Origin of the sequence: Halarchaeum rubridurum, assembly GCF_014647115.1 — an archaeon.
GTDB classification, from domain to species: domain Archaea; phylum Halobacteriota; class Halobacteria; order Halobacteriales; family Halobacteriaceae; genus Halarchaeum; species Halarchaeum rubridurum.
On record NZ_BMOO01000005.1, the window covers coordinates 147,356 to 165,640 of the forward strand.

The 18,285-nt window shown below is 69.7% G+C and carries 17 protein-coding genes; 8 read left to right on the forward strand and 9 right to left on the reverse strand.

The features are described from left to right. Window positions 1-6: 6 nt before the first annotated feature. On the forward strand, window positions 7-597 hold the full coding sequence (locus IEX84_RS11540) for an SRPBCC family protein (RefSeq protein WP_188872730.1): 591 nt from the start codon (window positions 7-9) through the stop codon (window positions 595-597). Between the two features lie 24 nt (window positions 598-621). Here the strand turns inward: IEX84_RS11540 and IEX84_RS11545 are convergent, their stop codons facing one another. The 3 genes from IEX84_RS11545 to IEX84_RS11555 form a co-directional block, all read right to left on the reverse strand. After that, window positions 622-1,674: a M42 family metallopeptidase gene (locus tag IEX84_RS11545; RefSeq protein ID WP_188872731.1), complete on the reverse strand. Its 1,053-nt coding sequence runs from the start codon at window positions 1,672-1,674 to the stop codon at window positions 622-624. 26 nt (window positions 1,675-1,700) lie between these two features. Further along, window positions 1,701-2,621: a sensor histidine kinase gene (locus IEX84_RS11550; protein ID WP_188872732.1), complete on the reverse strand. Its 921-nt coding sequence runs from the start codon at window positions 2,619-2,621 to the stop codon at window positions 1,701-1,703. Window positions 2,622-2,708: 87 nt separating this feature from the next. Then, window positions 2,709-3,773, reverse strand: coding sequence for a polyprenyl synthetase family protein (locus IEX84_RS11555; RefSeq protein ID WP_188872733.1), 1,065 nt, complete (start codon window positions 3,771-3,773; stop codon window positions 2,709-2,711). A 91-nt stretch (window positions 3,774-3,864) separates the two neighbouring features. Here IEX84_RS11555 and IEX84_RS11560 point away from each other — a divergent pair, with 91 nt between their 5' ends. Genes IEX84_RS11560 through IEX84_RS11570 form a run of 3 tightly spaced genes read left to right on the forward strand, consistent with a single transcriptional unit; the run spans window position 3,865 to window position 6,287 of the window. Continuing rightward, window positions 3,865-4,134, forward strand: coding sequence for an MTH865 family protein (locus IEX84_RS11560; protein WP_188872734.1), 270 nt, complete (start codon window positions 3,865-3,867; stop codon window positions 4,132-4,134). 56 nt (window positions 4,135-4,190) lie between these two features. Further along, window positions 4,191-5,492 (forward strand): M28 family peptidase, encoded by a 1,302-nt coding sequence (locus IEX84_RS11565; protein ID WP_188872735.1) that lies wholly within the window; start codon window positions 4,191-4,193, stop codon window positions 5,490-5,492. A gap of 60 nt (window positions 5,493-5,552) precedes the next feature. Beyond that, window positions 5,553-6,287, forward strand: coding sequence for an NAD(+)/NADH kinase (locus tag IEX84_RS11570; protein ID WP_188872736.1), 735 nt, complete (start codon window positions 5,553-5,555; stop codon window positions 6,285-6,287). A gap of 5 nt (window positions 6,288-6,292) precedes the next feature. Here IEX84_RS11570 and bioB read toward each other — a convergent pair whose 3' ends face one another. Together bioB and nth are read right to left on the reverse strand one after the other, a co-directional pair. Further along, entirely contained in the window at window positions 6,293-7,354 is a 1,062-nt protein-coding gene (gene bioB, locus IEX84_RS11575) for a biotin synthase BioB (protein WP_188872737.1), read from the reverse strand. Window positions 7,355-7,409: 55 nt separating this feature from the next. Continuing rightward, window positions 7,410-8,096, reverse strand: coding sequence for an endonuclease III (gene nth / locus IEX84_RS11580; RefSeq protein WP_188872738.1), 687 nt, complete (start codon window positions 8,094-8,096; stop codon window positions 7,410-7,412). An 86-nt stretch (window positions 8,097-8,182) separates the two neighbouring features. Here nth and IEX84_RS11585 point away from each other — a divergent pair, with 86 nt between their 5' ends. Together IEX84_RS11585 and mvaD are read left to right on the forward strand one after the other, a co-directional pair. Continuing rightward, a complete protein-coding gene (locus IEX84_RS11585) occupies window positions 8,183-9,082 on the forward strand; it encodes a hypothetical protein (protein WP_188872739.1) in 900 nt (299 codons plus the stop codon). Window positions 9,083-9,185: 103 nt separating this feature from the next. Continuing rightward, the gene (gene mvaD, locus IEX84_RS11590) at window positions 9,186-10,163 is read left to right on the forward strand and encodes a phosphomevalonate decarboxylase MvaD (protein WP_188872740.1); all 978 of its coding nucleotides are present in this window, start codon (window positions 9,186-9,188) and stop codon (window positions 10,161-10,163) included. Between the two features lie 97 nt (window positions 10,164-10,260). On the opposite strand, the gene IEX84_RS14770 is transcribed toward mvaD, so the two are convergent. Both IEX84_RS14770 and IEX84_RS11595 read right to left on the reverse strand, forming a co-directional pair. Next, entirely contained in the window at window positions 10,261-10,386 is a 126-nt protein-coding gene (locus tag IEX84_RS14770) for a hypothetical protein (protein ID WP_268237662.1), read from the reverse strand. Window positions 10,387-10,487: 101 nt separating this feature from the next. Then, complete coding sequence (locus IEX84_RS11595) at window positions 10,488-11,135, reverse strand: hypothetical protein (protein WP_188872741.1); 648 nt, start codon at window positions 11,133-11,135, stop codon at window positions 10,488-10,490. A gap of 84 nt (window positions 11,136-11,219) precedes the next feature. Between IEX84_RS11595 and IEX84_RS11600 the strand changes: the two genes are divergently transcribed. Continuing rightward, window positions 11,220-12,389, forward strand: coding sequence for an NAD(P)/FAD-dependent oxidoreductase (locus IEX84_RS11600; protein WP_188872742.1), 1,170 nt, complete (start codon window positions 11,220-11,222; stop codon window positions 12,387-12,389). Here the strand turns inward: IEX84_RS11600 and IEX84_RS11605 are convergent, their stop codons facing one another. Continuing rightward, complete coding sequence (locus tag IEX84_RS11605) at window positions 12,390-14,792, reverse strand: hybrid sensor histidine kinase/response regulator (RefSeq protein ID WP_188872743.1); 2,403 nt, start codon at window positions 14,790-14,792, stop codon at window positions 12,390-12,392. Window positions 14,793-14,901: 109 nt separating this feature from the next. Here IEX84_RS11605 and IEX84_RS11610 point away from each other — a divergent pair, with 109 nt between their 5' ends. Further along, window positions 14,902-16,740: a DUF7289 family protein gene (locus tag IEX84_RS11610; RefSeq protein WP_188872744.1), complete on the forward strand. Its 1,839-nt coding sequence runs from the start codon at window positions 14,902-14,904 to the stop codon at window positions 16,738-16,740. Between the two features lie 3 nt (window positions 16,741-16,743). Here the strand turns inward: IEX84_RS11610 and IEX84_RS11615 are convergent, their stop codons facing one another. After that, a complete protein-coding gene (locus IEX84_RS11615; RefSeq protein ID WP_188872745.1) occupies window positions 16,744-18,165 on the reverse strand; it encodes a lamin tail domain-containing protein in 1,422 nt (473 codons plus the stop codon). Window positions 18,166-18,285: the final 120 nt, after the last annotated feature.

Genomic DNA, 18,285 nt, shown 5'->3' on the forward strand with positions numbered 1-18,285 from the left:
CGTCGTGTGAAGACCGTCGAGGTCGCGACGACCGTCCGCGCGCCGCCGGAGGACGTCTACGACTTCCTCCTCGACTTCCCGGGCTACGCGGCGTACTCGAAGCACCTGGAGTCCGTCCGCGCCCACGGCGACGGCGGGCCGGGGACCGAGTACCGACTCACGTTCGCGTGGTGGAAACTCGACTACACCGCCCACACGCGCGTCACCGACGTCGAACGCCCGACGCGCATCGACTGGTCGGTGACGCGCGACCTCGACGCCTCGGGCCAGTGGCTCGTCGACCCGCTCGGCGCGGCGGAGGACGGGAGCGACGGTGACGACGAAAACGGGAACGAGGGCGGGACGGGTGACGCCGACACCGCCGGCACCACCGATACCGACGACACCGCCGAGGCCTGTCGCGTCCGCTTCGTCGTCACCTACGACCCCGGCTCCGCCGAGGGCGTCCTCGACCTCCCGCTGTTCGCCTCCCTCGATTGGGTGATCGAGAAGGCCTCCGAACTCGTCGTCGAGGAGGGCCGCCGCGTCGTCGAGCGCGTCGTCGCCGACCTCGAAGGCCGACGCCGCGACGTCGAGTTGGACGTGACGGTTCGCTAGTCCGTCCTTTCCCGGCGAGGGTCGCTAGAGGCGATAATCGTGTTCGCCGGTCTCGCTGTCGAGGAACGCGGCGAGTAACTCGACCGTCGCGTCGACGTCGTTGACGTGCGCGGCCTCCGTCACCGTGTGCATGTAGCGCAGCGGGACGCTGATCGCCGCGACCGGCTTCGCGCCGTGCGTGTTCTGGAACCCCGCCGTATCGGTCCCGCCCGCCGGCAACACCTCGGGCTGGTGGGCGATTCCCGCCGTCTCCGCGAGCGACTCCAGGCGCTTTCGCACCTTGGGGTTCGTGATGACGCTCCCGTCCTTGAGCTTTATCGCCGCGCCCTCCCCGAGTTCGGTGACGTGCTTCGAGGCGTCCGAGAACTGCGGGATGTCGTTGGCCACCGTCACGTCGAGCGCGACGGCGAGGTCCGGGTCGAGGTCGACGCCGAGCGCCGTCGCTCCCCGCAATCCGACCTCCTCTTGGACCGTCGCGGCGACGTGCACCGTCACGTCGGGGTCGATTCGCTTCGCGGCTTCGAGCACCGCGAAGAGACAGACGCGGTCGTCCATCGACTTCCCCGTCACGGTGTCGCCGAGCCGTCGGGTGTCCTGCTCCATCGTCACGACGTCGCCGACGGAGACGCGTTCTCTCACTTCGTCGCCGTCGCGCCCGAGGTCGACGTAGCAGTCCTCGACCTCGTCTTTCGACTCGCGCTCCTCCTCGCTCATCGTGTGCGGCGGCGGCGAGCCGATGACCCCGTCTAAATCGCCCTCGGCGGCGTGGACGGTGACGCGCTGGGCGCGCAGCACGCGGGGGTCCCAACCGCCGAGCGCGTCGAGGCGGAGGAACCCCTCGTCGGTCACGTGTTTCACCATGAAGCCGATCTCGTCCATGTGCGCCGCGACCGCGACCTCGTAGTCGGGGTTCGTCGCGCCCTCGATGGTGGCGACGACGTTCCCCATCGCGTCAGTCCGAATCTCGTCCGCGACGTCGGCGAGTTCGCGGCGCACGACCTCGCGGATGCGGTCCTCGTGGCCCGGCGCGCCGTGGGCCTCCGTCAACTCGGTGAGCAGGTCGTAGTCGGCGTCCATGCCCGGAGGCGACGGCCGGGACGAACTTAAACACCGGCGCGGCGGTGCGACCCGCCGACGGCGGGGAGACGAAGCGACACGACCGTCCCGCTGGTCGGTCCGTCCGCGAACGTGACGCGCCCGCCGTAGACGTTACAGAGCCACTTGAGCAGCCAGATGCGGACGCCGGCCGCGTGGACGAGCGCCGTCTCCTCGCCGCACCGGACCGGTTCGAGCTCGTTCTCGGGGATACCCGGTCCGTCGTCCGTGACCGCGACCACGACCTCGTCGCCCGCCACCTCGACCGTGATCGAAACGCGCCGGCCTCCGGTCGGCGACCCCTGTTCGAGCAGACACTCGACGGCCGTCCGAATCGCCCGTCGGAGCGCGTCGTCGCCGCGGACCTCGGCCCGGTCGGGGAGGAACGTCTCGACCGTGATTCCGGGGGTCGTCTCGCGGAGCCGCTCGCACTCCCGACGCACGAGCGCAGCGACGTCGACCGTCTCGTCCGTGCCGACGTCGAGCTCGTTCACGACGCAGAGCCGCTCGCTCGTCGCTATCAGGTCGTCGGCCGTGGCCGCGACGGTCCGCAGCCGGTCGGCGTCCGCCTCGTCTTTCACGTGCTCTCTGACCAGCTCCGCGTACCCCTTGATGACCGTCATGTCGTTGCGGACGTTGTGCCGGAAGACCCGACCGAGCACCTGGAGCTGCTGGGCCGTGTCGCGCAATCGCTCGTTCGAGCGCTCCAGTCGCCGCTCGCGCCGCCGGCCGAGGGCGTAGATGACCGCCGCCGAGACGCCGACGAAGAGCCACCCCTTGGCCGTCTGTAACACCGTCGCTGCCGTCTGGGTCGGCGCGACGGCGTGGACGACGGCGTCCGACGCGAGCAGCCACGTCCCGCCGACGAACAGGTAGACGACGGTGGCGAATCGCGGAGAGGGGTCTGTGAGCGAACGGACGCGGACCATACGCGAGGAAGGACGCGTCGCGCGATATATGTGTGTTGCCTGTCGATTGCTGTCGCGGCGCGTTCGGCCGTCTCGACGGCGAACTCCTCAGACGTCGCGCTCGACGACGTACTCCGCGAACGCCGCGAGTTCGGCGGCGACGTCCTCGGTGAGCGGGACGTCGTCGAGGTGGTCGCGGGCCTCCTCGACGAGCGCGATGGCGCGCTCGCGGGCGTACTCGACGCTCCCCGTCTCCTCCATGACCTCGATGGCGGCGAGCGCCTCGGCGTCCGTCGTGTCGTCCGCCGCGAGTATCTCCTGGAGGCGCGCGGCGTCCTCGGGCGCGGCGTTGCGCACGGCGTGGACGGCGATGAGGGTCTTCTTGCCCTCCTTGACGTCGTTGCCGACGGCCTTCCCGAAGTCGCCCGCGCGGTCGAGGCTGTGCTCGACGTCGAGGATGTCGTCCGCGATCTGGAAGGCGATGCAGACCGTCTCCATGAACGCCGCGAGTTCGGCCTCGACGTCGTCGGGCTGGTCGGTGACGATGGCGGCGAGGCGACCGACGATGCGGCCGAGACAGCCGGTCTTGCACGCGCACATCTCCATGTACTCGCCCTCCGTTATCGCCACCTCGTCGCTGTTGTGCCAGCGGATGTCCATCCCCTGGCCGAGGTGCGTCCGGTTCAGCTCGTAGGTGAGCATCTCGTAGACGGCGAGGCGGGTCTCGGGGTCGAGGTCGGCGGGGTTGCGCTCGACTATCTTCAGCGGGATGAAGTAGAGGGCGTTACCGGCGTTCAGCGCGATGTCCTGGCCGTAGCGGTGGTGGACGGCCTCCTCGCCGCGGCGTCTCTCCGCGCCGTCCTCGACGTCGTCGACGATTATCGTGCCGTTGTGGAGGATTTCGGGGACGACCGCGTAGGGGAGCAACTCCTCGGGGTCCGCCCCGAACCCCTCGACGAGCATCAAGAAGACGACGGCGCGCCAGCGCTTCCCGCCGCGATCGAGCAGGTCCCAGACGGGCGTCGAGAGGGCGTCCTCGATGGCGTCCGGGTCGTACTCGTAGCGCCCCTCCCCGAAGAACGACCGGAGGTAGTCGGCGCTCAGTTCGCGCGGGAGGACGCGTTCGATCTCCCGGTCCACCGCGGGCCGCCACTCCGAGAGCGATTCGGACATGTCGAGCGAGTTCGCGGCCACGGGGCAAAAAGCTGCCACCTTCGCCCCCCGCAGACGCAATCCTTTTCCGCTATCTCGGCGACGAACGCCCATGAGCGACGCAGACACGGACGCCGAGGGTGAACTCCGCGAGGAGCTCACCGCCGCGCTCGAAGACGCCGACTACCCCGTCACGAGCATGACCAGCCTCGTCCCCGAACTCCCCCGCGGCCCGATGACGAAGTTCCACGCCGGCGAGACGACCTACTCCGCGATGGAGCTCGCGAAGCTCCTCTCCGGCCACGAGGAGTTCCCCTACGACGACGTCGAGAGCCTCGTCGACGACGTCATCGCGGGCCTGAAAGCCGAAGGCGAACTGTAGCGGACACCGGAGCGCTTCCACCCACGCTTTTACCGGTCGGCGACGCCACTCACCCCATGACCGACTGGATCGGCCGCACCGTCACGAGCGACACCGGCTGGCACCACCTCGAAACGCTCGTCGACGTCGGGAACCGGATGGCGGGGAGCGCGGGCGAGCGCGCGGCCGCCGAGGCGACGCGCGACGCCCTCGCCGAGCACGCCCGCGACGCCCGCATGGAGGAGTTCGCCATCCAGGGGTGGGAGCGGGGCACCTCGCACCTCGTCGCGGGCGGCGACGAACGGGCGTGCATCGCGCTCCCGCGGAGTCCGTCGACCTCGGCGTCCGGCGACCTCGTCGACCTCGGCCACGGCCTCCCCGCGGACTTCGCGGGCCGCGACCTCTCGGGGGCCGTCGTGCTCGTCGACTCGACCGTCCCCGACCACGCGGAGCGCGTCGTCCACCGCCGCGAGAAATACTACCGCGCCGTGGAGGCGGGCGCGGCCGCGTTCGTCTTCGCCAACCACTACCCGGGCGGGCTCGCCCCGACGGGGAGCGTCGGCACCGCGGACGCGCCGGTCGGCGACATCCCCGCGCTCGGCGTCTCGAAGGAGGTCGGCGCGCGCCTCGCGCGGCGCTTCGCCGGCGAGACGGTCACCGTCGACGTCGAGGCGACGCTCGGCGAGGCGACCTCGCGGAACGTCCACGCCGAGGTCGGCCCCGACACGGACGAGGAACTGCTCGTCACGGCGCACGTCGACGCCCACGATATCAGCGAGGGCGCGATGGACAACGGCGCGGGCACCGCGATGGTCGTCGAGCTCGCGCGGGCGCTCGCGGGGCGCGCGGACGAACTCGACACCCGCGTGCACTTCGTCGTCTTCGGCGCGGAGGAGGTCGGCCTCGTCGGCTCCGCGCACGACGCCGCGAACCGCGACCTCGACCGCGTGCGCGCCGTGTTGAACCTCGACGGCGTCGCCGCGGCGCGCACCCTCGAATGCACGACGCACGGCTTCGACGCGCTCGGTCGCGTCGCCCGCGAGGTCGCGGAGCGCTTCTCGCATCCGATAACGGTCGACCCCGAACTCGGCCCGCACTCCGACCACTGGAACTACGTCCAGCGCGGCGTCCCCGGCTACATGGTGGCGAGCGACACCGGCGACGGCGGGCGCGGCTGGGGCCACACCGCCGCGGACACGCTCGACAAACTCGAAGTGCGTACCTTCCGGGAGCAGGCGGTCCTCCTCACGGCGCTCGCCGTCGCGCTCGCCGACGAGGGCTTCACGGTCGCGCACGCCGCGCCCGCCGACATCGCCGCCGCCTGCGAGGACCAAGACCTCGCCGCGGGGATGCGGGTCACGGGCGACTGGCCATACTGAACGCCCCGCGGGTCGAGCGCTGACAGCAGCTTTTTGCCCGCGGGGGGCGACCCTCCGACGATGACCGAGGCACACGTCGGGCTCGTCGGCCCGGAGGCCGAGAGCGCCGCCGCCGTCGTCGAGAACGCCGGCGGAACCGCGACCGTCGGGGACGCCCGGTCGGTCCTCGACGACGACGTCGACGCCGTCGCCGCGTTCACCGAGGGCGCGCTCTACGCGCTCGTCCGCGCCGGCGTCCCCGCCGAAACGCCCGTGCTCCCCCTCAACGCCGACCCCGTCGCCGACGCCGTTACTCCGACGGACCGCGACCGCGCGCTCCGTCGCCTCGTCCGCGGCGAGTACGAACCGCGCGAACGCCCGACCATCGCCGTCGAGGCGCGCCGCGAGACCTACCGGGCGCTCTCCGACGTGATGCTCGCCACCGCCGAGGCCGCGCGCATCTCCGAGTACGCCATCGAGGCGCGCGGCGAGGCCGGCGTCGCGCCCGTCGACGCGGTCCGCGCCGACGGCGTCGCCGTCGCCACGCCGCTCGGGAGCCGCGGGTACACCGCCACGGCGGACGGCCCCACCCTCTCCCCGACCGTCGACGCCGTCACCGTCGTCCCCATCGCGCCCTTCCGCGTCGAGTGCCCGAACTGGGTCGTCTCCCTCCCCGGCATGCTCACCGTCGAGCGCGACGAGACGGACGTCGCCCTCCTCGTCGACGACGCCGACGTCGGCCTCGTCCAACCCGGCGCGCCCGTCGACCTCTCCTACGGCGAGCGCGTGACGCTCGCCGCGATGACCGAGAACTGAGGCCGTCACTCCTCGCCGTCGCGCGCCCGCACCGCGTCGGGGTCGAACCCGTTTATCGCCCGGTTCGGCCGGAGCCCCGCCCGCTCGACGACATCGAGGTCAGCGGCCGCGCTCTGCCCGTCCGTCGTGAGGTAGTCGCCCGTGAGGAGGCCGTCCGCGCCCGCCTCGAACGGCCGGTGTGCGTCCGCGTCGTCGAACGCGACCTCGCGCCCGCCGGTGAGTCTGACGCGCGCCTCAGGGTGGAGGAACCGATAGACGGCGACGGTCTTCACGACGTCCGCGGTGTCGATGGCCGGCCCGTCCGGGAAGCGCTCGCCGAGCGGCGTCCCGGGCACGGGGTCGAGGACGTTCACGGGGAGCGAGGAGACGCCGACCTCGCGGAGCGCGAGCGCGGCGTCGATTCGGTCCGTCGGGCTCTCGCCCATCCCAAGTATCACGCCCGCGCAGAGGTCGAGCCCCGCGGCCTTCGCGGTCTCCAGCGTCTCGACGCGGTCCGCGAAGTCGTGGCTCCCGACGACCTCCGGGAAGTAGTCGGGTGACGTCTCGACGTTGTGGTTGTAGTGGTTCAGCCCGACGTCCGCGAGGGTCTCGGCCTCCGCCTCGGTGAGGACGCCGAGGCTGGCGTCCACCGCGACCGCCGTCTCGTCGCGGACGAGGCGAATCGCCTCCAACACCCGCTCCCACTCCTCCGGCCGGCGCTCCTTCGAGACGCCGCGTTCGGCGACGACGATTCCGAACCGCTGCGCGCCGTCGCGTTCGGCGCGCTTCGCCGCGTCGAGGATCGCGTCGGGGTCGAGCAGGTCGTGGGTGTCGATGCCGGTGTCGAAGCGCCCCGACTGCGCGCAAAAGCCGCAGTCCTCCGCGCAGTTGCCCGCCTTCGCGTTCACGATGCTGCACGCGTCCACCGTCCCGTCGCCGTGGTGTGCGCGAACCGCGTCCGCCGCGGGCGCGAGCGACTCCACCGGCTGCGCGACGAGCGCGAGCGCGTCGCGGCGCGTCAGCGTCTCGCCGGCCAGCACGCGTTCGAGCGCGTCGTCGACCGTTCGGTTACCGGTCTCGTAAACCATCGGCTAGAACCTAGTTTACGAGAACGTAAGGGTTGGGTCCGCGCCCCGTCCCCGCCTACCACTCGCCGCCGTCCGCGAGGTCGACGTCGTGGTCGAGCTTCGAGGACGGACAGACGTCCTCCAGCACGCAGTCCTCACAGTCCGGGTTGCGCGCCGTGCAGGTGTCCCGGCCGTGCGCGATCAGCCAGTGGGTGTAGTTCTTCCAGTGTTCCTCGGGGACGACGCCGTCCATCAGGTCCGCCTCGATCTTCTCGGGGCGCTCCTCCTCCGTGATGCCGAGTCGTCGCGAGAGGCGCTGGACGTGCGTGTCGACGACGATGCCCTCCGTGAGGTCGTGGCCGTGCTGGAGGACGACGTTCGCCGTCTTGCGCCCGACGCCCGGGAGGTCCGTGAGCGCGCTCATCGTGTCCGGCACCTCGCCGTCGTGCTCCGCGAGTATCTTCTCGGCGGCGTCGTGGAGATAGCCCGCCTTCGAGTTGTAGTACGTGATCGAGTCGATGTCGTCGGCGATGTCGTCGACGTCCGCGGCCGCGAAATCCGCGGGCCCGTCGTACGTCTCGAAGAGGTCGGCGGTCACCGCGTTCACGCGCTCGTCCGTGCACTGCGCGGAGAGGACCACGGCGACGAGGAGCTCGAAGCGGTCCGAGAAGTCGAGGGATATCTCCGGGTCGGGGTACTCGCGCCGGAGGCGCTCGATGACCTCCTCGGCCTGCGCCGCGCGCGTGTCGAGTGGTTCGCCCATGCCGGCGCAACTCGGACGGCGGCCTTGAGGGTTCCGGACACCCCGGCGGCGACAGCGTTTAGCCCCCGGAGGGTCAGTCACGAACGATGGTGCGGAACGCGCTCGACGACGCCCTCGACACTCTCCGCCGGCCCGAGTACACCGGCGAGAACCGCTGTACGCCCTGTACGGTGCTCAACACCGCGCTCGCCCTCTGTCTCGCGCTCCTCGCTGGCGCCGTCGCGCCCGCCGCGGGCGTCCTCGTGCTCGCCGCCTCGCTCGCCGCGATCACCCTCCGGGGCTACCTCGTCCCCGGCACGCCGACGCTCACGAAGCGCGCCCTCCCCGACCGCGTCCTCCGGCGCTTCGAGACCGGGCACGCCGTCGGCGCGGACGGGACCACGCGCGTCGCGGGAGACGACACGAGCGACGGTGACGCCGACGCCGGCGCTGACGGCGCTCTCGACCCCGAATTCGACCCCGAGGCCACGCTCCGCGACGCGGGCGTCCTCGTCGAGCGCGAGACCGGGAGCGACCTCACACTCGCCCCCGACTTCCGCGCGGCGTGGCGCGAGCGAATCGCCGCGCTCCGCGACGAGCGCACCGTCCGCGTCGCGTTCGCGGACGTCGTCGGTATCGACGCCTCGCGCGTCACCGTCCGGGACGCCGGCGGGTCGTTCGTGGCGAACGTCACCGGCGGCGGGCGCGGCGGCGTCACCTGGCCCTCCGAGGCCGCGTACCGCGCGGACGTCGCCGCCGGGCGGGTCCTCGACGAGCGCGACCCCGAGACGTGGGACGCCCTCGGGCCCGACGAACGCGTCGTCGCCCTCTCCGCGCTGCGCCTCTTCGCCGAGCACTGCCCGGCCTGCGACGGCCCCGTCTCCTTCGGCGAGGACGTCGTCGAGTCCTGCTGTCGCGCCGTCGACGTCGTCGCCGTCACCTGCGACGACTGCGGCACCCGGGTCTTCGAACTCGAACAGCCGGACGAGCCGGCGAGCGCGGCCTGAACGGAGAGTTCGGCTGTCGGGCCCAAACGGAGCGGCGGCCGTCGCCACCGCGACGACGCGCGCTTTCGGGACGTTTATGCGCGCGAGCGTCCCGCGTGCAGGCATGAAGGCCACCGCGCGGGCCCATCCGATTCAGGGGCTCGTGAAGTACCACGGGATGCGCGACCACGACGCTCGCTACCCCTACCACGACAGCATCAGCGTCTGCACCGCGCCCGCGAGCACCACGACGACCGTCGCGTTCGACGACGACCTGGACGCCGACGAGTACGTCATCGGCGACGAGCGCGTGACGGGCCGCGGCGCGGAACGCATCGAGAGCGTGCTCGACGAGGTCCGCGAGCGCGCCGGCATCGAGACCCGCGCGAAACTCGTCAGCGAGAACGACTTCCCGACGAACATCGGCCTCGGTTCCTCCGCGTCCGGGTTCGCCGCGGCCGCCGTCGCCGCGTGCGAGGCCGCGGGTCTCGACCTCTCGCACCCCGAGATGTCCACCATCGCCCGCCGGGGCTCCGCGTCCGCCGCCCGCGCCGTCACGGGCGGCTACTCCGACCTCGGTGGTGGGCTGAGCGACGCCGAATGTCGGAGTCACCGCCTCGACGCCGCCGAAACCCTGGAGGCGGACACCCGCATCGTCATCGCGGAAGTCCCGGCGTACAAGGAGACGCAGGCCGCCCACGACGAGGCCGAGGAGAGCCACATGTTCGACGCGCGGCGCGTCCACGTCGAGGACCAGCTCGCGGAAATGCGCGACGCCGTCCGCGCCGGCGACACCGAGCGCGTCTTCGAGACCGCAGAACACGACTCGCTCTCGCTCGCCGCGACGACGATGACGGGCCCCGAGGGATGGGTCTACTGGCAGCCCGAGACGCTCGCCGTCTTCGAGACGGTGCGCGACCTGCGCGACGACGGCGTGCCCGCGTGGTTCTCCACGGACACGGGCGCGACCGTCTACGTGAACACGGACGCGGAGCACGTCGACGCCGTCGAGGAGGCGGTCGCCGCGACGGGCGTCGACACGCGCGTCTGGGAGGTCGGCGGGCCCGCCCGTCTCCTCGACGACGACGCGGCGCTGTTCTAGCGGCTACTCGTCCTTCTCGTCGCTCTCGCGGTCGGCACTGTTGGAGGTGAGCTGCCCTTCGAACGATGGCCGGGCCTCTACGTCGTTCGGCTCGTCCTCACTCATCCTCGTCCTCCTCGAAGTCACCCTTGAACACGGGCTGCCCCTCGAACGACGGCCGCTCGCGTGACCGACTCCCGGATTCGCCCTCGTTCTCCGACGTCCCGCTCGTTGTTCCACTCATACGCGGGTGTATGCCGTCCTCGTAGTTGAGTGTTGGCCCGGGAGCCGCATAGACCACCCCGAGATTGGTGATTGGTCTCGCCCTTACCAGCTCCGGACGCGTTAGCGGAGTTCGAGTGCGCGTTGTACCTGCCGATGGAACCGCGTGTACCACGTGAGGACGAGGTTTAGCGCGACTGGAACGATCAACAGTATGCCACCGACGTGTCCCGTTGCCGCTTGAACGGTACCTAGCGCGAGTGCCGTCATCGCGTAGACGAGCAGGAGAAGTGTGAGTGTTCCGAGTGGTGCGTTCCGTGCGTTCGTCCGGAAGTTGTGTTCGATCCAGCGCGAGTAGCTCTCCACGAGCCCTTCCAAGTTCTGTCGGTCCGTGTAATCGTTGTCGAGCATCGCACGGAGGTCCTTTCCACTCATGCCGGTTCGGAGGTCTGACGCGGTATACGTGACCGCGGCGACGGCCGTCGAACCGAGGAGGAGGACGATACCCATGACGGTATAGCCGTTGACGAAATCGACGAGTACCGACGCCGCGCTCGCCTCACTCGGCCGGGCGTTCAGGGCGATAGAGATACCGGTCAGGATGACTCCGAGGAGAATGAGGTTCACGCGGAGGAGACGCGCTGCCTTGTTGTCGATGTCGTTGAGTGTCTGACTCTGGCTGTCTATCGTCCGCTGTGCTTCTTCACGGGCGATTTCGACGGTATCCACGGCCGGTCGGTCGGTACTGTCCCCACTCTCGCGCTCGCTCATCTACCGCTTACTGGCCCCCAGCCACACATGTACCTTCGCCTGACGGCCCGAACTACAAAGGGGGCCCTCCGCCACGGTTCGAGTATGCGCGTCGCTGTGCTCGGCGGTGGCTACGCCGGCCTGATGGTCACACGCAAACTCGAAGAGCGACTCCCCCCCGGCGACGACATCGTCCTCGTCGACGAGACGGGCGACCACCTCGTCCAGCACGAACTCCACCGGACGATACGCTACCCCGGTTTCGCGGACGACATCACCGTCCCCCTCGACGAGCTGGTCACGCGCGCGACGGTCCGCGAGGCGACCGTCACGGACCTCGACCCGGACGCGGGGACGGTCGCGCTCGCCGACGACGGGACGCTCGACTACGACGCGGGCGTCGTCGCCCTCGGCTCCCAGACTGCGGACTACGGTATCCCGGGCGTCGCCGAGCACGCGACGCCGCTCAAACGTCTCGACCACGCCGCCGAACTCCGCCGCGACTTCTTCGACGCGGTCGACCCGGACGGCGGCACCGTCGTCGTCGTCGGCGCGGGCCTCTCCGGCGTCCAGACCGCCGGCGAGTTCGCCGAACTCGCAGATCACGAGGGGCTCGCCGACGACGTCGAGGTCGTCCTCGTCGAGCGCGCCGAGACGGTCGCGCCCTCGTTCCCCGAGAACTTCCGGGCGACGACGCGGAACGCCCTCCGCGACCTCGGCGTCCGCCTCGAAACCGGCACCGAGGTGACCGAGGTCACGGCGGACGCGGTCGTCGCGGACGACGGCGAGATTCCCCACGACGTGCTCGCGTGGACGGGCGGCGTCCGCGGGCCGGACGCGCTCGACGGCGAGCGTCAGGACGTTCGGGCGGACCTCCGACTCTCCGAGCGGACGTTCGTCGCGGGCGACGCCGCGGACGTCGTGGACGCCGATGGGGAGCGCGTCCCCGCGAGCGCGCAGGCCGCGGTCCGCGCCTCGCCCGCGGTCGCGCGGAACGTCGAGCGCGTCCTCGACGCCGCGCGCGCCGACGACTCCGTCGGTCACCTCGAAAAGTGGGCGTTCGAGACGCCGGGCTGGCTCATCAGCGTCGGCGACGACGCCGTCGCCCAACTCGGTCCCGAGGTCTTCCGCGGGACGGCCGCGAACGTCATCAAGACGAGCGTCGGCCTCACCTACCTCGCCGAACACGGCTCGCTCCGGGACGCCATCCGGGTCGTCCGCGAGGAACTCGGCGACGACCGGGTCCTCCCGGAGCTCCGCGACCGCGAGTTCTGATTACTCCCGCGCCCGCCGACCGTCGCCGTCTCGGTCGTCGGCGCCGTCGTTCTCACCGTTCACGTCGTCCTCGTCCGGCCGCTGCACGCCCGAGACGACGAAGCGTGCGCCCCCCTGCTCGCTCTCCGTGAGCGCGACCGCCCAGCCGTGAGCGTCGGCGATCCCCGAGACGATGGAGAGCCCGAGCCCCGTGCCGTTCTGCCGGGTCGTGTAGCCGTCCTCGAAGACGTCCTCGCGTTCGTCCGCAGGGATGCCGGGGCCGTCGTCGGCGACGTAGAAGCCGTCCGCGGTCGTCCCGACCGTGACGGTCACCGAGCCGTCCGCCGCAGAGTCGTCCTGCGGGCCAGTCGAGCTATGCTCGACGCTGTCCGCGGCGTCCTGCTGCGGGCCAGTCGAGCTATGCTCGACGCTGTTGCGAAAGAGGTTCTCGAAGAGGTGACGAAGCCGTTCGGGGTCGGCCAGCACCGTCCCGAGCGGTCCCGCGACGTCGAGCGTCGCGTCGGCCTGCGCGCCGCCGGCGAGGTCCCACGAGGACGCGACGAGGTCGTCGAGGTCGACGGGTTCCACGTTACCGAGCGCCTCGCCCTCACGCGTGAGGACGAGCAGGTCCTCGATGATGGTCGTCATCCGCTCGTGGGCGGCCTCGACCCGGTCGAGCGCCTCGGGGTCGGGGTCGTCATCCTCGCGGGCGAGGTCGAGGTAGCCGCGCGCGACCGACAGCGGCGAGCGGAGGTCGTGGCTGACGACGGACGCGAAGCGTTCGAGGCGCTCGTTTTGCTCCGCCAGGCGCTCGGTCGTCCGTCGGCGTTCGAGTTCGTAGCTCACCCAGCGCGCCATCAGTTCGACGAAGGTGCGTTCGGCGTCCGTGAACGCCGCCGCACGTGGCTCCTCGCCGGCGAAGCAGAACGTCCCGTAGAGGTCGTCGCCGACGGTGACCTTCGCGCCGACGTAGCAGCCAAAGCCGAAGCGCTCGTACGCCGGGTCGCCGACCCATCCCTCGTCGGGTGCGTTCTGCACGGTGACGAGCTCGTCGCGTCGTACTGTCCGCTTGCAGTACGCCTCATCGAGCGGGCACGTGTCGCCGGGCGTAGCCTCGTCATCGCCGACGGCCGTGACGATGCGCTGGCGGCCGTCGGCGATCTCGGTGAAGTACCCCTGTGGGATGTCGAGGTAGTCGCAGCCGAGCGCGAGCAGGCGCTCAACCTTCTCGTCGAAGGACGCCGCGCCGTCGGCCGTGATACGGTACATCTCCTCGAGGGCGGTCTGCTCGCGTTCGAGGCGCTCGCCGAGGTCGACGCGCGCCGTCACGTCGTGGAGAACGGAGAGGTGTTCGCCCGGGACGACGTTCAGCGTCGCCCCGTACTCGACGATCCGTTCCTCGCCGTCCGGGCGGACGAGCGGGAACGTCCCGCGAGCGACAGCCGACTCCCGAAAGGACGACCACTCGCCCTCGACGTCGTACTCCGGGGCCGCGAAGTCGCCGATGTGGCTCCCGACGAGCGTCGCACGCGTGACGCCGAACAGCTCGCAGGCCGCCGCGTTCGCCTCGACGTACCGGCCGTCGTCGTCCGCTATCACCATCGCCGTTGCCGCCCCCTCGAACGCCGCGCGGTAGCGCTCCCGTGGGTCGTCGCTCGACTCGTCGCCCGTGCGCTCGCGCAGGACCGCGACGACCCCCTCGTCGCCGTTCCACGTCACGCGCCGGCCCGTCGCCTCCATCGTCACGCGTCGGCCGTCGAGGGTCCCGAACGGCCGCGTGACCCGCGCGCGTCGCTCCTCGCCGGCGGCCGCGCGCGCGATGGCGTGGAGCACCGAGTCGTCTTCGCCGGCCGGCACGAACGCGTCGATGGACCGGCCGACGAGGTCGGCCTCGTCCGCCGCGCCCGCGCTCGTCACCGCGCCCGGGTTCGCGTACGCGACTGCGCCGTCGACGAGCACGACTATCGGGTCCGGCGACCCCTCCAGTATCGTCCGCCTGCGCTCCTCGGCGGTGTCCGCGGCGCGGCGCGCGCGGACCCGCTGGACGGCGTGCACCACCTGTCGCGCGAGCAGGGCGTACTGCTCGGTGCCGCGCTCCTTGCGGAGGTAGTCCGTGACGCCCGCCGAGATGGCCCGACTCGCCAACCCCTCAGAGCCGCGCCCCGTGAAGAGGACGAACGGTAACTCGGGGTCGTCCGCGCGGACCGCCTCCAGGAGCTCGATTCCGTCCGTCTCCGGCATCTCGTAGTCGCTGACGACGCAGTCGACGTCCGTCGTCTCCAGCGCGTCGAACGCCGCCGCGGCGCTCGTCACGGCGACCGTCGTCAGCCGCTCGTCGGCGCGTTCGAGGTGTCGCCCGACGAGTTCGGCGAGCCCGGGCTCGTCGTCGACGCAGAGCACCGAGATCGTGTCTCCGCCCGTCATACGCCACATAGGCCGGTCGAGCGTATAAGCTTCCTCGCCGAATCGGCTGGCCGGGACGAGCGTCGACCCGGACAGCATCCTTATGCGTCACGCTCGCCTACGTGTAGTAGTGGCACGCTCGCGTGGCGTCTCCGAGGTTATGGGGGTCGTCCTGCTCCTGGGACTGACAGTCGCGACGGTGACTGCGACCGTCTCCATCGGGAACGCGGCCCTCCAACAGGACCAGGACCGTCTGACAGTCGAGCAGGCTGAACTCCAAGCCGGGGCGTTCCACCGCGCGGTGTCCTCGGCGACCGATGGGACAAGCGCGACGGCGCGCTTCGACGCCGCGGGTCTCCACACCGACGTCGACCCCCAGCAGGGCTGGGTCAACGTCACCGTTCGGAACACATCCAGTGGCGACATCGTCGGGTGGCGGAACGTCTCGCTTGGGACCGTCCGGTTCGCTCAGTCAGAACCCCATCTCGTCTATCAGGGCGGGGCAGTGTTCCGTGTTGAGGACGGCTACGCGCTCGTTCGTGAACGCCCCGAGTTCTCCTACCGCAACGGATCGCTGGGCTTCGCGATCCGAACGATCGGCGGGAACGTGACGACGAACGGGGGAATCGTCCTCCAGCAGGGCAATACGTCGCCCGTCTATCCGCAGGCTGGTCTCACGAACCCCATGGAGAACACGGAAATCGAGATCACGATACACAGCCGCTACTACCGGGCGTGGGAGCGGATCTTCGAGGACGCGGGTGCGGACGCCGTCACTGATGCGGGCCGAAATACGACATCGGTAACGTTCCCGACTCGTCTGGAACCGCTTGGCGGCGCGATCACAGCGGGGACACCGACAAGCGGACTCACCCTCTCTGGAGGGATGTCTGTCGATAGCTATAATTCGTCGGATCCGAATTCGATGAACGGCAGATACAGCCGCGTCGTCTCCTCTGGTGGTGTCACACTCACTGGTGGCATTAGTGTCAATAGTGACTTGGTTTCCGGGGGCGACGTCACTATCAAGAAGGGAAGCGAACTTCAAGGAACCCTCCGTACTGCTGGGAATTTCACCTTGGAGAGCGGAACTGTCGCAGGTGACGGAAACGATAACGATAGCCGTGTTCAAGGAGACGCTTACGTCGCCCGTAACGTGACGATTAACTACGGGGCGTCCTTCGATGGTGACCTCTACTACGGTGGAAATTTGACCGAGATCGACGACAGCGTGATCGCGGATGAGAACATCCACAAACAACAGGTGAGCGCCTCTGTCGTGACACCACGCCCGATCACAGAGCATATGAGCCGGATTATTACCGATGCACGAGCGAGTAACAGTAATGATGAGACGCTTTCCATCAGCAATAACCGGCTAAACTGTACGCGGAACGTTGACGATGACTGGAATGACGCCGAGTGCAATCTCTCTCACGGAACGTATTATCTCGACGAGCTGTCTATGGGGGACGATGAGGAACTTCGGCTGAATACGACGGATGGCGATATTACGCTTGTCGTTGATGGAAATGTGTCCCTAGCTGGAGCATCAACTGCCCGTGTTCTCGGTAATGGACGTGTTAACCTTTTCACTAGTGGCGATTATTCGATGGGCGGGAGCGGGGATGTTCTCGTAGGAGATGGCTCAAGCGATTCCCCCCCTGCTACACAATTCTGGACGTACCTTTATCCGAATGCGTCGGCGCGTCTCGGCGGCGGATCGAAGTACACTGGCGTCATCTACGGGCCGGGACCGAGTGACGGATCTGGGGCACGGATCGTTCCGGGGGCGAGCGGCGGAACTGCCCACATTCACGGCGCACTCGTCGGGGACGTCCGTCTCGTTGAGGGTGGTGTTGACATCCACTACGACACCGCCCTGCAAGATTCCATCATTCTTCCCCCATCTGCAAGAAAGTCAAAGTACGCTCACATCCGACTCGACGCCGTGAACGCGAGTAGCTAACCGTCAGTACCCGTGTCGCAGGACGACGGTGCCGTCCGCGTCCGTGACGGTGATCGTGTCGCCGTCGTTGTCCCACACCGGTTCGTTGACGTCCCAGTAGAGATCGTCCTCGTCCCACTGGCCCGACCCGGTGTGGAGGCGGACGGACGCGCCGGCGTCAAGCGTGAACGTCTTCGGGAAGTGGAACTCCCACCCCTCGGTGTCGGCGACAGTGTAGCCGCCCATGTCGAGCGATTCAGCACCTTCGTTCGTGAACTCGACGTACTCCTTCACGAGGTGCTCGGCGTCGCCGCCTGACGGGTCCACGTTCGTGTCCGTGACGGTGAGCGACGGGCCCGACGTCGCGTTCTCGAAGTCCCCCGGCCGGACCGCGTCCTTCCCGCGGAACCACGTGTACGACCCCGTCTTCCCGACGAGGTAGCCGTACGCCGAATCGAGCGAGAAGTTCGCTGCCTTCGTCTTGTACTTCAGGTAGAGGTCGCCACCCCGGCGGATGTACTTCTGGGGCGACGCGCCGTTCTGGCCGGCGAGGTAGTCCCGCGACCCGAAGTAGACGGAGTAGTTCCCCGGGTCGACGTCGCTCGGTTCGACCCACTCGCTCCCGTCCGCGCCCTCCGGCGGCGAGCGGATGACGACGTTGATGTCGCCCTTCTCGTACGGGTCGAAGGTGTTCGGGGTGTCTGAGGGCATTATCTCGACGTTCGCGCGCTTCACGCTGCGCTTCCCCGCCGGCCGAATCTTCACGGGCTTCGCCGTCGAGAGGTCGACCGACGTCGTCGCGTCGCCGTCGTCGCTCACGAAGCGCCACGCGTCGACGTTTCGGAGGGTCTTCGGCGTGACCGTGATAGTCGAACTCCCGTCGCCGACGCCCCAGAACGCGCCGCCGTCCGTCTCGCCAGCGCCCCACTCCCACTTCACCTTCGCGTTGCCGCCCTCCCACTTCTCGAAGTCGTCGTCGCTCCCCATCGGGTCGTCCCGGACCGCCCACTCGCCCTTCGAGCGCGAGAGCCCCGAGAACTTCAGGAACGCCGTCCCGCCGTGGTCGGCGCGTGGGCTCCCGTGGAGGAAGACGAGCGACGACCCCACGGGCCCGTCGTAGACGAAGAGCCGCGACGCCCCCGGCTCCTCCGTGAGGTCGACCGGCGGGTTCGCCGACGACGCCCGGTAGTTGTAGAAGTCCTCTATCGTCTGACCGCCGTGCGAGAGCGGCGCGACCTCCCAGCGGAGGTAGCCCTGCTGGACGACGTACGAGTCCGGGCGCGACCCGCTCGGCGCGTCCTGGTTCGTCAACTCGAAGAGGCTCCCGCCGCCGAGCGCGAGCGCGCCGAGGCCACCCGCACCGAGCACGTACTCGCGCCGCGACAGCGACGACGCCCCCTCAGACGGCGTCTCGTCCGGCGACGCCGGCTCGTAGTCCTCGCTCATGCCTCCGGCTTACCGACGCGGCGGCAAAAGGGACGTGGCCGTTCCGCCGCGTTCCGCGTCGCCCGGCTCGCGGTCGAGGAGCCCCCGACGTTATATACTTCAGGGTTCTTCATCCCGGAC